The organism is Ruthenibacterium intestinale, from assembly GCF_040096265.1.
In the GTDB taxonomy this organism is placed as follows: domain Bacteria; phylum Bacillota; class Clostridia; order Oscillospirales; family Ruminococcaceae; genus Ruthenibacterium; species Ruthenibacterium komagatae.
In genome coordinates this window covers 59061-73498 of the sequence record NZ_JBBMFA010000106.1, presented here as the reverse complement: position 1 = coordinate 73498, position 14438 = coordinate 59061, and the positions used below count along the sequence as shown (strand labels likewise).

General features: G+C 48.8%; 17 protein-coding genes. All 17 read left to right on the top strand.

Features of this window, described 5'->3' with window-relative positions; all coding sequences use genetic code 11:
* Window positions 1-18 precede the first annotated feature (18 nt).
* The 17 genes from WMO24_RS13335 to mcrC all read left to right on the top strand — a co-directional run bounded on the left by WMO24_RS13335 (window position 19) and on the right by mcrC (window position 14410).
* On the top strand, window positions 19-843 hold the full coding sequence (locus tag WMO24_RS13335; RefSeq protein ID WP_349216868.1) for a hypothetical protein: 825 nt from the start codon (window positions 19-21) through the stop codon (window positions 841-843).
* 33 nt (window positions 844-876) lie between these two features.
* Window positions 877-1182, top strand: a complete 306-nt coding sequence (locus WMO24_RS13330; RefSeq protein WP_147561320.1) for a carboxylate--amine ligase — start codon at window positions 877-879, stop codon at window positions 1180-1182.
* The gene (locus WMO24_RS13325) at window positions 1182-1868 is read left to right on the top strand and encodes an AlkZ-related protein (protein ID WP_147561322.1); all 687 of its coding nucleotides are present in this window, start codon (window positions 1182-1184) and stop codon (window positions 1866-1868) included. The genes WMO24_RS13330 and WMO24_RS13325 overlap by 1 nt, the downstream gene beginning before the upstream one ends.
* Before the next feature lie 6 nt (window positions 1869-1874).
* The gene (locus WMO24_RS13320) at window positions 1875-2354 is read left to right on the top strand and encodes a flavodoxin (protein WP_058967005.1); all 480 of its coding nucleotides are present in this window, start codon (window positions 1875-1877) and stop codon (window positions 2352-2354) included.
* Window positions 2355-2392: 38 nt separating this feature from the next.
* On the top strand, window positions 2393-2665 hold the full coding sequence (locus tag WMO24_RS13315; protein ID WP_349216867.1) for a hypothetical protein: 273 nt from the start codon (window positions 2393-2395) through the stop codon (window positions 2663-2665).
* 47 nt (window positions 2666-2712) lie between these two features.
* Complete coding sequence (locus WMO24_RS13310) at window positions 2713-2922, top strand: hypothetical protein (protein WP_006573505.1); 210 nt, start codon at window positions 2713-2715, stop codon at window positions 2920-2922.
* A gap of 19 nt (window positions 2923-2941) precedes the next feature.
* The gene (locus tag WMO24_RS13305; protein ID WP_009323473.1) at window positions 2942-3985 is read left to right on the top strand and encodes an O-acetyl-ADP-ribose deacetylase; all 1044 of its coding nucleotides are present in this window, start codon (window positions 2942-2944) and stop codon (window positions 3983-3985) included.
* 5 nt (window positions 3986-3990) lie between these two features.
* The gene (locus WMO24_RS13300; protein ID WP_008396796.1) at window positions 3991-5523 is read left to right on the top strand and encodes a hypothetical protein; all 1533 of its coding nucleotides are present in this window, start codon (window positions 3991-3993) and stop codon (window positions 5521-5523) included.
* Window positions 5524-5545: 22 nt separating this feature from the next.
* Window positions 5546-7054 (top strand): Y-family DNA polymerase, encoded by a 1509-nt coding sequence (locus WMO24_RS13295; RefSeq protein WP_349216866.1) that lies wholly within the window; start codon window positions 5546-5548, stop codon window positions 7052-7054.
* The gene (locus WMO24_RS13290) at window positions 7051-7473 is read left to right on the top strand and encodes a YolD-like family protein (RefSeq protein WP_009323476.1); all 423 of its coding nucleotides are present in this window, start codon (window positions 7051-7053) and stop codon (window positions 7471-7473) included. The genes WMO24_RS13295 and WMO24_RS13290 overlap by 4 nt, the downstream gene beginning before the upstream one ends.
* 101 nt (window positions 7474-7574) lie before the next feature.
* Window positions 7575-8234 (top strand): vWA domain-containing protein, encoded by a 660-nt coding sequence (locus tag WMO24_RS13285; protein WP_009323477.1) that lies wholly within the window; start codon window positions 7575-7577, stop codon window positions 8232-8234.
* Entirely contained in the window at window positions 8231-8890 is a 660-nt protein-coding gene (locus tag WMO24_RS13280; protein ID WP_008816153.1) for an SIMPL domain-containing protein, read from the top strand. The genes WMO24_RS13285 and WMO24_RS13280 overlap by 4 nt, the downstream gene beginning before the upstream one ends.
* Before the next feature lie 235 nt (window positions 8891-9125).
* Entirely contained in the window at window positions 9126-9455 is a 330-nt protein-coding gene (locus WMO24_RS13275; protein WP_118480153.1) for a plasmid mobilization protein, read from the top strand.
* Entirely contained in the window at window positions 9416-10783 is a 1368-nt protein-coding gene (locus WMO24_RS13270) for a relaxase/mobilization nuclease domain-containing protein (protein WP_349216865.1), read from the top strand. Before WMO24_RS13275 ends, WMO24_RS13270 begins: the two co-directional genes overlap by 40 nt.
* A gap of 155 nt (window positions 10784-10938) precedes the next feature.
* Entirely contained in the window at window positions 10939-11169 is a 231-nt protein-coding gene (locus WMO24_RS13265) for a helix-turn-helix domain-containing protein (protein WP_435414059.1), read from the top strand.
* Between the two features lie 95 nt (window positions 11170-11264).
* A complete protein-coding gene (locus tag WMO24_RS13260) occupies window positions 11265-13382 on the top strand; it encodes a DUF8426 domain-containing protein (protein ID WP_349216864.1) in 2118 nt (705 codons plus the stop codon).
* A complete protein-coding gene (gene mcrC, locus WMO24_RS13255) occupies window positions 13379-14410 on the top strand; it encodes a 5-methylcytosine-specific restriction endonuclease system specificity protein McrC (protein ID WP_215656036.1) in 1032 nt (343 codons plus the stop codon). The genes WMO24_RS13260 and mcrC overlap by 4 nt, the downstream gene beginning before the upstream one ends.
* The last annotated feature ends 28 nt before the right edge of the window (window positions 14411-14438 follow it).

Genomic DNA, 14438 nt, shown 5'->3' with positions numbered 1-14438 from the left:
ATGAAGGATAGTAATTAGATGAACGATAACGACTATAAAGAAGCCCTTTTCTATGCCGCTTCCATCTTTAACGAACGCTTGGGGGCAGAGTTCAGCGAGGACAACCTTGTGCTGTGCTGCTTTCAGGCGGAAAACCAGCAGGAAGTCTTTGAGCAGTTCTGCAAGCAGTATTTCCCTGACCGGCTGGAAGACCGATATACAGAGGACGGCTATTTTGACTTTCACGCCTCTGCATTCGTCGGCACAGGAGACGGCGCGGACGGAATCCTTCTGCGCACAGACATAGCGCGTCATCCGGCAGAGTTGAAACACATTCTTCTGCATGAGCTGGCGCATATCTTCTGCACCCGCAACGAGATTGACGGAGATAATTTCTTTGAGCGATACTGCATGGACGATACCATAAGCCGCGAAGAGGACGGAACCATTAACGCCGGTTATGCAGTCTGGCGGGAACTGATTGCGGAGCTGATTGCATTTGAGCTGGATGACAACTGCGATGTAGTTCCGATTCGACGCAAGAAAGACCTACTCAGCTATTACGAAGGAGAACTCCTGACCGGCAACGGAAAAATGGGCGTCAGCATGATTCTCTGTGAGGCAATGACCAGTGCTGAGGGCGAAGCGTCTATGACATGGGACGCTGCCAAAAGCAAGTTTACGCGGTTCAAGCCCTTTGATGATCCACTGTACAGGGACTTGATGGAACTGGTTTTTACACACGTTAGAGAATACTTTATCGTAATCGACCGCGACTTTATCTATGAAATTGGAGTTTTGTATCTGAGCATTGCCGCACAAGCGATGATTGCGTCCCTAAAGAACAGATTTCAGGAAGAATAGGCAGACCGAAAGAGAGAAAGGACGGGCAACGATATGAAATATAAGCTGTTTCGCTCCCCCGGTAATCTGGACAAGGCAGTCCAGAAGCACGAACTGGTTGCCGTGGAGACCGGCAAGAACATTGATGATGTGGCAGACGCGCTTATCCGTGCTGTTCGGGATGATCTTGCGGAAATGCCGGAGTATGCGCACTGCGAAACCGCTGCGTATGCACCGGAGCCGGTTCAGGAGCATCGCCGCGTAAGACGTTATCAGTATGAGATGATGGGTGTTGTTTACCCGCAGTATGCGGAGAAGAATATCCTGATTGATTATGGCGTGATTGAAGAGGCGGAGTAATGTCAAAGAGATATGCCAGACAACTACATAGTGCAGATGGTTTGATTGCAGCCGTCGAACAACACGGCTTTCTGCCCTTCTTTCGGAACGAGATTCACGGCTTCTCCATCGAGGAACTTTGCCCACCTGAGTTATGGTTTGCGGATGATGTAGATGGTCCGTGGGAATGGAAAGGACCGGCTGCGCGGAGCGGCAAATGTCTTTACGGCAAACTTTTCAACAAGAAGGCTGGATTTGTGAGCCGGGAGTGGATTCCGGACTTTGCGAACTTCCGGCGTGACGGCTATGACTTTGACGCCCGTTGGGATGACGGCTTGGCGTCCTACAAGGACAAAGAGCTTTATGAAGCCATAGCCGGTGAAGGCAGGATGCTTTCCAAACGGCTGAAAGAAGCTCTGAACTACCGCAAGGGCGGCAACACCGGTTTTGAGACGTGCATCACGCGGCTGCAAATGCAGAGCTATGTCTGCATCGCGGATTTCGTCTATATGCAGGACAGATATGGAAGACCTTATGGCTGGGGTGTCGCAGAGTATGCGACGCCGGAAGAACTTTTCGGGTACGACCTTATCACATCTGCATATCAGCGAGACCCGCAGGAATCCAAAGAGCGCATGATGCAGCATCTTTCCTCCATCCTGCCGGGTGCGTCTGTACAGCAGCTTACGAAGATATTGAAAGGATAAAACACCATGAGCAAGAAACTTGTAGCATATTTTTCTGCGTCCGGCGTGACCGCGAAGGTTGCCGAGACGCTGGCAGAAGCAATCGGCGCGGACATCTTTGAGATTGAGCCGAAGGTGCCTTACACGGAAGTTGACCTGAACTGGATGGACAAGAAAGCCCGCAGCACGATTGAGATGAACGATCCTGCCTCCCGTCCTGAGATTGCCGTCAAGCGGGACAACATGAAGGACTACGATACCATCTTTGTGGGCTTCCCGATCTGGTGGTATGTCGCGCCGACGATTATCAATACGTTCCTTGAGAGCTATGATTTGACCGGCAAGACGATCATCCCGTTTGCAACCTCCGGAGGAAGCGACATTGGCAAGACGAACGAACGCCTTGCGCCGAGCTGCAAAGGCGCAAAGCTGATGGACGGCAAGGTTTTCAAGGGCAGCGTCGGGCATCAGGAGCTTGCGGCGTGGGTTGAAGGACTTGGACTTTAAGGGGCAGACAACTCGGGATTTAATGGAGGGATGTTTCTATGAAATCTTTTGTTTGCAGTTTGTGTCACAATGGCATACTTGGAGGAGGTCTGTACCTCGATAGTCAGTCGCTTACTTACAAGACAAACAAGCTTACAGTTGACAAAAAATACAGAAATTTAGTTTTGCCGATGCAGGAAATAAAAGAAATCTCTTGGAAGTGGATAGTCTTTCCAATTGCAACAGTTAATATGAAAAATGGAGAACTATATAAATTCATTATTTTCAATAAATCAGAATTTGCAAAATGGTTTCAAGAGTATTCTCGATAAATACAAAGTGTCAAATTCCGGTTTAATGAACAGGAGATGATGATCGCATGAAAATCCTACATGAACTTTCTTGGCTATGGGAAACGCTGGGCATTGCGCTTGTTGCTGCGGCTGTCTGCATGGCTTGCGCTGCGCTGATTGGCAAGGCAGCGAAGAAGAAGCTCGACAAAAAGGTGTTGGCGGTCGTAGGGGCAGCGGCATTTGTGGGCGCGATTCTGGCGGTCATTCTGATCGCCCGGACACCGATGCCGCTTTGATAGGACGGAGGATAGAATAATGCCGCTTCAAATTGTCAGAAATGACATCACAAAAATGAATGTGGACGCCATCGTCAACGCTGCCAACGAGTCGCTGCTGGGTGGCGGCGGTGTGGACGGCTGCATTCATCGTGCCGCAGGACCGGAGCTGCTGGTGGAATGTGAAACGCTCCACGGCTGCAAAACCGGGAGCGCAAAAATCACGAAGGGCTATAAGCTGCCCTGCAAATATGTCATTCATGCTGTCGGTCCGCGCTGGTATGACGGGCGGCATGGTGAGCGCGAACGGCTGATCTCATGCTATCGGACTTCGCTCATGCTGGCGAAAGAATACGGCTGCGAATCGGTTGCGTTCCCTCTGATTTCCTCCGGCATTTTCGGCTATCCGAAGGATCAGGCTCTCAAAGTGGCGATTGACACCATTAGCAGTTTCCTTCTCGAAAACGAAATGACGGTGTACATCGTCATTTTTGACCGCAAAGCCTATCAGATCAGCGGCAAGCTGTTTGCCGATATTGCAGCGTACATAGATGACCGCTATGTGGACGAGCATACTGATAATCGTTCCGAGCGTCTGCGCAGGATGAACGCCTTCCGGATGGAAGAACCCATGCCTTGCGAGGCATCCGTTTGTGAAGAGGCAATCGAACAGCTCATGCCTCCCGTCTCTGCGGCGGCTGCCCCCAAAAAGGCGGCAACCCTTGATGACGCGCTGGGACAGATCGACGAGAGTTTTTCCGAGATGCTTCTGCGAAAGATTGATGAGCGCGGCATGACGGACGCGCAGTGCTATAAGAAGGCGAATATTGACCGGAAGCTCTTCTCGAAGATCCGCTCGGACAAGTCTTATAAGCCTTCCAAGCCCACGGTCATTGCGTTTGCCATTGCCCTTGAGCTGCCGCTTGTTGAAATGAAGGATATGCTCATGAAGGCTGGCTTTGCGCTCTCCCACTCCAACAAGTTTGACATCATCGTGGAGTATTTCGTGGAGCATGGGAACTATAATGTCTTTGAGATCAACGAGGCTCTGTTTGCCTTCGACCAAAGTTTAATAGGAGCATAAGGTCTATGGATAAAGTGTTTCAGAAATTTTTGCGAAGTGGTATTGACCTTTCGCCCGTAGGGGTGGAGCGTCGTGAAGATAACAACCCATACTTTTGCACGCCAAAAGGTGCATCTATTTTTGGCTGGGCGGGTGTGGACGGCATCCACTTCTGCTTTGTTCGAGACTTTGGCGGTATGGTATTTTCCGTCAGTCCCATGAACTCGGCTCCGGATTTTGTTCATCCGCTGGCAAACGATTTTGAAGACTTTCTGAGGTTGCTCCTTGCTTGCAGTGATTCGGCAGCGCTGGAACAGGCGTGGATGTGGGATAAAGCCCAGTTTGAAGCCTTTTTGCAGGACAACCCTCCAACGCAGGATCAGCAAAGAACGCTATCAGAGCTTGCTGAGAAAATGAAATTGACGCCTATGGAACAGCCGTGGGTATACATCAAAAAGCTGCAAGCATCTTTTGATTATAGTAAGATCAAGTACACCGAGGACTATTATGATGTTGATATGAACCCAGAAGCAGAACCGACCATGCCTGAGTGGAAGGTCTACTTTGAGGGAAACTTCTGGGGACATTCGGGAAAAGACCATGCCGGAACGGAAATCCGGTTGAATAAGCAATTTGACTGGGCGAGGCATCATTGGGTTATTCCTGCGGCGTATTCTTGCAGCAAGGGACTCGTCATGGACTTTTGTATGCGTACCCCGGAAGAAGACATTCGCAAGTTCATAACTAAATGGGATTTACACCCCGAAAACGACTCCTGCGAATACTTCACGCAGGAGCAGCAAATGCAGATAGATTTAGACAATCCACTTTGCCTTGACTTTATTCCTCGTTTGGAATTGAACGGGAAAACAATGCTGACCTCCCACGGCTGTTCCGTGGTCTTTAATCCATGTTTGCCAGACGGGGTGATCAATGAAGCGGAAGCAAAGTGGGCATTGGAACACTATGATTTGGATACATCCTATGGATGGATGATTTTTCGGGCAGCTTTTCCGTGGACAAGCAAACGCCGTCCTGAAATAAAAGCCCTCTCCCTTACAATGGAGCAGCAGTCGTGTCGTGTCCCGGGACCACATTTCAAGGCACACGCTCCCGGTGATTCGTTTTCTTTCCTCCATCCGGTCAGTGGAAAAAAATACACATTGACTGTACAGGAATTAGAGCAGCAGACAATTTCCGAAAAGCGTTACGGTTCTGACCGCTGGTTTTATCCTACGCATTTTACTGCTATGAGCTATACACTTTCTCCTGAACCTGACAGCGATGTTACGATCTGTGATTGCGCTGAGGGGGACAAGCCTTTGGAAATTGCGCCATGCTCTGACCGCTATGCACCAGAGGCACGAAACGATATTGCTTGTATCGGCATTATCGGCGGAGCGGACGGTCCAATCGCAATCGTGTGTGGAGACAGCTCAAAAGAAAAACTTCATGCAGTTTGTTCCTCTCTACACTTTGAGCCGGTGGAGGGTGATATTGAATGGCGTATCGTATTCAACATTAAAAGCTCCAATGAAATGTCATTAGGGCTGATCTAAGAAGAAAGCGGAGGCAAAGAAGGTGAAACAACACACTTACATCGCAATCGACCTGAAATCCTTCTACGCCTCCGTGGAGTGCCGGGAGCGCGGCTTAGATCCTCTGGACACAAACCTTGTTGTTGCGGATGAAAGCCGTACCGATAAGACCATCTGCCTTGCCGTCACGCCCTCCCTCAAGAGCTACGGTATCTCCGGACGCGGGCGGCTGTTTGAAGTCAAGCAGCGTGTGAAGGAAGCAAATGCCGGACGGCAGCACGATGCGCCGGGACACAGGCTGGACGGTACATCACACTTCTTCTCGGAGCTGCAAGCAGACCCTTCTCTGGCGATTGACTTCATCATCGCGCCGCCTCGGATGGCGTACTACATGGAATACAGCACCCGCATCTATCAGGTTTATCTCAAGTATATTGCCCCGGAAGATATTGTGGTCTACTCCATCGACGAGGTGTTCATGGACGTGACGGACTACCTGAACACCTACAAACTCTCCGCCCATGATCTCGCCATGAAGATCATCCTCGATGTGCTTGAAACAACCGGCATCACAGCAACCGCAGGAATCGGCACGAATCTTTTCCTCTGCAAAGTGGCAATGGATATTGTGGCGAAGCACATCCCCGCCGACAAAAACGGCGTCCGCATTGCAGAGCTGGATGAGACGAAGTTCCGGCGTGAGCTTTGGTCTCATCAGCCCCTCACGGACTTCTGGCGCGTGGGTCGGGGCATTGCCAAGAAACTTGAGCAGAACGGGATGTTCACCATGGGCGATGTTGCCCTTTGTTCAGAGCGGAACGAGGACTTGCTTTATAAGCTGTTCGGCAAGAATGCGGAACTACTCATTGACCATGCGTGGGGCTGGGAGCCTACGACCATTAAAGCAATCAAGGCGTACCGCCCCAGCTCCAACAGCCTCAGCTCTGGTCAGGTTTTGCACTGCCCCTATGAGTCGCAAAAGGCGAAGCTGGTTGTGCGGGAAATGACGGACTTGCTTGTGCTGGACTTGGTGGACAAGGGGCTTGTCACTGATCAGATGGTTCTCACAGTAGGCTACGACATCGAGAACCTTACCAATCCGGCACGACGGGCAAAGTATCACGGTGCGGTGGAGAAAGACCCCTACGGGCGGGAGATTCCCAAACAGGCGCACGGGTCTATCAACCTCGACGGTCACACATCCTCTACCCGCAAAATAATGTGTGCCGTGTCAGAGCTGTTTGACCGGATCGTGGACAAGAATCTGCTTGTCCGCCGTATGTATGTTGTGGCAAATCATGTCCTGCCGGAAGCCGATGCGCCGAAGAAAAACGACGGTGCTGTCCAGCTCGACCTCTTTACCGACTATGCCGCCGAAGAGGAAAAACAGAAAGCTGTGAATGCCGCCTTGGAGCGTGAGCGGAAAATACAAGCCGCCACGCTTGCAATCAAAAAGAAGTATGGAAAGAACGCCATCCTCAAGGCAATGAATCTTGAAGAAGGTGCAACCGCGAAAGACCGCAATGCGCAGATTGGAGGGCATAAGGCGTGAACGGAAAATACGACAAGATCATGGGACTTCCTCATCACGTTTCCAAAACGCGACCACAAATGCCGATGTCAGATCGTGCAGCGCAGTTTGCACCCTTTGCCGCCCTCACCGGCTATGATTCTGCAATCAAGGAAACCGGACGTCTGACCGACGAAAGGATTGAGCTTGATGAGGGAGCCTTGACCGCTTTGAACATGAGGTATCAGCTTCTCATGGATGCCCTTGATGAAGAGCCGGAGGTTGAAATAACCTACTTCAAACCTGATGAGCGCAAAGCTGGCGGTGCGTATGTAACTGCAACCGGCGCAGTCATAAAGGTTGATGACTTTGAGCGCCTAATTACCATGCAGGACGGCACGAAGATTCCGATGGATGACATCCTAAGCATTGACGGAGAGCTGTTCTTATCCTTAGAATAATGTCGCTTGCCATGCGACCAAATGAAGTGAATACCGAAGTACAATATGACTGTAAGGTGAGACACCAAGCAGTCATTTTTTTATATACGGAGGTACAAAACATGAGAAAGAACATGACGGAGATCGTATTCATCCTTGATCGCAGCGGCTCTATGAGCGGACTGGAAACAGACACCATCGGAGGATTCAACTCCATGATTGAAAAGCAGAAAAAAGAGAATGGCGAGGCATTGATCTCTACCGTTCTCTTTGACAACGTGAGCGAGGTTATCCATGACCGTGTGCCGGTTCAGAAGGTGGAGCCGATGACCGACAGGGACTATTCCGTTCGCGGATGTACTGCCCTTCTGGATGCTATCGGCGGAGCAATTCATCACATTGGGAATGTCCACAAGTACGCAAGAAATGAGGATGTCCCTGAACATACGCTGTTCGTCATCACAACGGACGGCATGGAGAATGCAAGCCGCCGTTATGACAGCGAGACAGTTAAGAAAATGATCGAGCGGCAGAAGGAAAAGTACGGCTGGGAGTTTCTATTCCTCGGCGCAAATATTGACGCAGTTGAAACGGCAAAGCACTTCGGTATTGGAGCAGACCGAGCGGTCAATTATCACTCTGACCATAAGGGAACGCAGCTCAACTATGAGGTTCTGAGCGAAGCGGTTTCTGCTGTCCGTTGCAGCGTACCACTGGGTACGAATTGGAAAAAGCGTATTGATGAGGACTTTAATTCCAGAAAGGACGGGAGAAAGCAATGAGAACGATCACCGTAAAAGGAACAGGCAATGTCTCCGCAAGACCGGATTACATCATCCTCTCCTTGAACATTGAAACCTTATCTAAAACCTATGACCGTGCAATGTCGGAAGCTACCGAGAGAATCGAAAGACTGCAAGGTGCCGCAGTCCGCGTTGGGTATCGCAAGGAAGACCTGAAAACCACGAGCTTTGATGTCCAGACAAGGTACGAGAATGTCAAGGATCGGCAAGGAAATTACAAGCGAGAGTTTGCCGGATATGCTTGCAGCTATCGCTTGAAACTTGCCTTTGACTTTGACAGCAAGCAGCTTGCAAAGGTCATTTCTGCGATTGCGGATTGTGGGGCGCAACCAGAACTCAGCATTGCGTTCACCGTGAAAAACCCGGCAAGAGTCAGCGAAGAGCTGCTGATCAATGCGACGGAGAACGCCAGGGCAAAGGCGGAGATTCTTTGCAAAGCATCAGGCAGTACGCTTGGGCAGTTGCTCAACATCGACTACAACTGGGGCGAACTCAATGTTTTTTCCAGAACAAGCTACGATGTTGAAGACTGCATTCAGCCTCTCATGGCGATGAGCAAGTGCGCCGCACCTGAGATTGAGCCGGTTGATATTGATGTGACAGACACAGTGGCTTTCACATGGGAAATCCAATGATTTTTTGACTTTTTTGAAATCCGGTACTCAACAAACGCTCTTATTGTGTCCGTTGTAAAGTGAAGGGACATTTCACGGAGGAATCTTCGGGGAATACGATTTTGGGAGATTAGCAAGCACAGCCGGTGTATATACACACGGCGATTTCCGATTAAGGAAACCCTCCCCTTAATCGCAGAAATGCTTGTTGGGAAGTCTCCCAAACCCTCTTCCTTTACGAAAGGACGGAACGCCTATGGCAAACAGAACGCGACCAAATCAGATACTCTTCTTCGTCTCCGACGATGAGAAAAGAATCATCAAGGCAAAGATGGCGCAGCTCGGAACAAAGAACATGGGAGCATATCTCCGGAAGATGGCGATTGACGGCTATATCATCAAGGTGGATTACACGCAGCAGAAGAAACTCGCCGCCGCTGTCAGCCGTGTTGCCTCGAATATCAATCAGATTTGCCGCCGCATAAACTCCACTGGACACTTCTATGCGGACGATATTGCAGAGCTGAAAGAAAGGCAGGGTGAGATATGGCAGTTACTAAAATCAAGCCAATCCGAGGAACTGTAAACAAGGCTCTTGCCTATATTCTCGACCCGCAGAAGACCGACGATGCCTTCTATGTTTCCTCCTATGGGTGCGCTGCAAGCGACGCGGCAGCAAAAGAATTTGAATGGACAAGAAACCTTGCAGTGCAGCAAGGAATGCAGATGCCGAAGGTACTTGCCCGTCATCTGATTCAGTCCTTTGACATCGGTGAAGTGACACCGGAAGAAGCGCATGAGGTCGGAAAGCAGCTTGCGGACGAATGGCTCAAAGGCAAATACGAGTATGTGATTGCAACCCACATCGACAAGGGGCATTGCCATAATCACATCATCTTCAATGCCGTGAACTATGTAGACTTCCATGCCTACCGGAGCAACAAGAGAACCTATCGAGAACTGCGTCAACTCAGTGATGAGATATGTAAGGAACACGGGCTGTCTGTGATCCCTCCGTCTCAGAACAAGGGCATGGACTACAAGGAATACACCGAAGCCAAACGCGGCACGAGCTGGAAGCAAAAGCTCAAGCAGACCATAGACCGGCTTGTCATCACAGCGAAGGACTACGATGACTTTCTGCGGCTCATGCAGGAAGCCGGTTATGAGATCAAGACCGGCAAATACATCTCCTTCCGAGCTGAAGGTCAGGAGCGGTTTACCCGATCTAAAACCATCGGAGAGAACTACACCGAGGAACGCATCAAGGAACGGATTGCCGGACGGACACCCCGAAGAAGCCAGAGGCAGACCATGCAGAAGGGCATCTCTCTCATCGGAGATATTCAGGAGCGGATCAGGCTCATCGACAGCAAGGGCTATGAGCATAAAGCCAAGCTCACGATCCTCAAGGAAGCGGCGCGGACACTCAACTATCTTACGGAAAACAACTTGCTCCAATACGCCGATCTTGAGAAGAAGGTTGAGGACGTTCACAGCTCCTATGACCGCACCGGCAAGGAGCTGAAAGACGTTGAGGCACGTCTGCGGGAAGTCCAGCCGCTTATCAAAAACATCTCCAACTACCAGCACCTAAAGCCCGTATATGACGCCTTCCAGAAGGCGAAAGACAAGCCGAGTTTCAAGGCAAAGCACGAAGCAGAGCTTGTGATCTTTGAGGCGGCGCGGAGTACACTGCTTGCCATGCAAGGCGATGAAAAGCTGCCGAGCTTGAAGACGCTCCAAGCGAAACAGCAGAGACTTCTTGAAGAGCAGCAGCGGCTTTATGACGAACGTGCGAGGCTCAAAAAAGAAGCTCGGATGATCGACACTTTGAAGGCAAACGTGGACGATTTCCTCAAGCCAAGCGCAGAGCGCGACCAAGAGTATCAACGCAATTCTCAGCGCGAATAAAGAGAAAAGGAAAGGCAGTTTTCATGAGTAACTGCCTTTCCCTTTTTGAAAATCAAAACCATCAAGAACTTGCATCTTTTTTGTGAACTTGTGCATGAGATAATTGCATTCAAAGAGGTTTTCGTGTATAATAGAATGGAAGTCATGATTAGCGGATGAGTAAAGGGGTGCGTATCATGGGAATCAGCTACAAAAAACTTTGGATGCTCCTGATAGAACGAGACATAAAGAAGTCCACCTTCCGGCAAGAGCTTAACCTTGCATCCGGAACATGGACGAAACTGAATAAGGGGGAAGAAGTGTCCCTCTCTATTTTGCTGCGCATCTGCGGCTATTTGAATTGTGACATTGGAGATATTTGTGAGGCTGTGCGGACGGGCAACTGATAGGTCCTTTTTCCGTGCGGCTTTTTTATATACCTGTGGAGAAGGATTAAAGGTTTGTGCGTAGCAGGACTGTTACAGAAGAAGGAGGATAACAGATGGATATTGGCGTAACGATAAGCAAAGTCAGAAAAGAATACAAGGAATACTTACGGGAAACTCACCCTGACTGGGCTGATACGACTATCAGCACCCATGTTTCCGATGCGTTCTATCTGTATCAAAACACTATTGCACTATCCTTCTGGAAGTGTTTTGAAAGTGATGCCGCTATGGAGAAGGCAAAGGGCGAAATCCTCGACTACCTAAAACAAGAAGTGATGTCTGATCGAGCAGACGAACGCACTGCACAGTATTATAGAGATTTGAAACGTCTGAAAGAATTTATTGATTCTAAGGGTGGCGTCAAGACGTATATCGGCTATGAATATGACTGCGAAGTCATTGTCTACAAATATGCCAAGATGGTTTATGATGGCACGATGGAGATGGACGCTGCTGTAAAAGCCATGTGTCAGGATGTTCCGTGCTTTGGAGAAACCTCGCACAAGCTGACGATTATGCTCTTTGCGTCCATGATGAAGGGCGTAAAATACACTCGCAGGTCCAACACTGAAACTACAGTTTACTTCATCGTCCACATCGGAAAAGACTACGGACAGGAGCAGATGGTCAATGCTCTAAAAGCCACTCAGGAAAACATTAAATATTACTACGAACAAACCGGCAACAAGTCTAACAGTATTCGTAGAGGATGCAAAAAGATCGTCGAAGAGAACAACATTGATATATCCTTCGACGATGAAATCTTTGATGGAATTATTCCGAAGGAGAACACAGATACAGCTCTTTCATCCGACGCTACTGCAACACACTATTGGCTGTACGCAGCGGGTGATGGTTCCGCAAATTGGGAGAATGATTATGCCGAAGGGATTATGGCTATCGGCTGGTCTGACCTTGGTGATCTAATGGAATATAGCTCCAAAGAAGAAATGCGGGCAAAGATGAAAGAGGTCTACGGGGATACTGGCTCATATAAGAATCAGGTTCTTGCTACATGGCAATTTGCAAACGAGCTGAAACCCGGTGATGTTGTCTTTGTTAAAAAAGGCAGAAAGCAGATCCTCGGTCGCGGGTTGGTCGAAGGCGAATACGTTTTTGACCCTGAACGCGGTCAATATGCCAATACCCGAATGGTTCGCTGGACAGATAAGGGCGAGTGGGAATTATCAGATCAGGGTGCAATCAAAACGTTGACGGATATTACGTCCTACACAGATTACGTCAAGAAGCTGCAAAACATGATTGACGGAGATAAGCACGAAGATACCTTCGACGATGCCGCTGATGAGGAAATCACTTTCGAGCCATACACCGCTGATGATTTTCTGACTGATGTGTATATGGACGAAGATCGGTATAAGGTTCTCAAGTCGCTGCTTCTAACCAAAAAGAATGTAATTCTGCAAGGCGCACCGGGCGTGGGAAAAACCTTCGCAGCAAAAAGACTGGCATTTTCTATCATGGGAGAAAAGGACACCAACCGTGTGAAAATGGTTCAGTTTCATCAGAGTTATAGCTATGAAGATTTCATCATGGGTTTCCGCCCGACGGAGACAGGATTTGAACTGCGAAAGGGCGTATTCTACGAGTTTTGCAGGCAAGCTGCTGAGGATGATCGTCCATACTTTTTCATTATCGACGAGATCAACAGAGGCAATCTCAGCAAGATTTTTGGCGAACTCTTCATGTTGATTGAGAGTGATAAACGCGGTGTCGAATTGCAGCTTCTATATGCAGATGAGCAGTTCTCCATTCCAAGTAACGTCTATATCATTGGCATGATGAACACTGCTGACCGTAGCCTCGCCATGCTGGACTACGCACTTAGACGTCGTTTTGCTTTCTTTGAGCTTGCTCCGGCATTTTCGTCTGCTGGATTCAGAGCATACAGAACGAAAGTCAATAACCCGAAGTTTGACCGGCTCATTGCAACAGTTGAGCAGCTTAACGACGTAATTGCAAACGATGACTCGCTCGGTGAGGGGTTCTGTATCGGACATAGCTATTTCTGTACAAACGCAACCATCAACGATGAATGGATGCGGTCTGTTGTCGAATATGAACTGATACCTCTTTTGAAAGAATACTGGTTTGACGAGGCAGTTAAAGTGAAGGATTGGAGCCGCACATTACGCGAGGTAGTCAAATGATCCGTGTCCAGAACGTTTATTATATGCTGGCTTATGCGTTCCAAGTGCTGCATGAGCAAGGGTATAAAAATGTCGCCACCGAAGAGTTTGATAATGTGGCTGAACTTCTGTCTGCTATTCTCTGCCGTGGAGTATCTGTCCAGATAAAGAGAGGCTTAATCAGACAATACATTTCGAGAGAGGAAGCACTTGCGTCTCCCCGTGGGAAACTTGAAATTGGTGAATCCATAAAGACACAGGTTATTCGCAAGAAACAGCTCGTTTGCAATTATGATGAGTTTTCGGTTGATGCCTACCCCAACCGAATCATCAAAACAACAATGGATTTGCTGCTTCGTGGAAGTATTTCAAAAGCCAGAAAAAAGGAGATCAGGAAGTTGATGATTTTCTTTGATGGCATCAGCATATTGGACATCCATAGTATCAACTGGGACATTCAATATGATCGCAATAATCAAACATATCGGATGTTGATAGCCGTTTGCCGATTTGTGATAAAAGGGCTTTTGCAAACGACAGCCGATGGCTCAACAAAGATTATGGATTATGCAGATGATCAAACAATGGCGAAGCTATACGAGAAGTTTATTCTCGGATACTATCAGCGTGAGCATCCAGAGTTAAAAGCATACTCTCCACAAATTGCGTGGCAAGTCACAGATGGCTACAGAACGCTCTTGCCGACGATGCAGTCCGACATTGTGATTACGAATAAGGCAGCAAAGAAAACGCTCATCATCGACGCCAAATACTACACGCACAATATGCAAATGAAAGCACCGTACATGACGCAGACGCTTCATTCCGGAAATCTGTATCAGATTTTCACCTATGTGAAGAACTGGTCTGCCGCGCCGGATGAGGTCGTTTCCGGTATGCTTTTATATGCGGGAACAGACGATGCGATTCAGCCAAACAATGATTATCAAATGAGCGGGAATCAGATCAGTGTGAAGACATTGGACATGGACTGCGACTTTTCTAAAATTGCAGCGCAGCTCGACAGCATTGCTGATCGGATAAAGTAGAGCGTAGGCACTGGACAGCCGTTCTTCT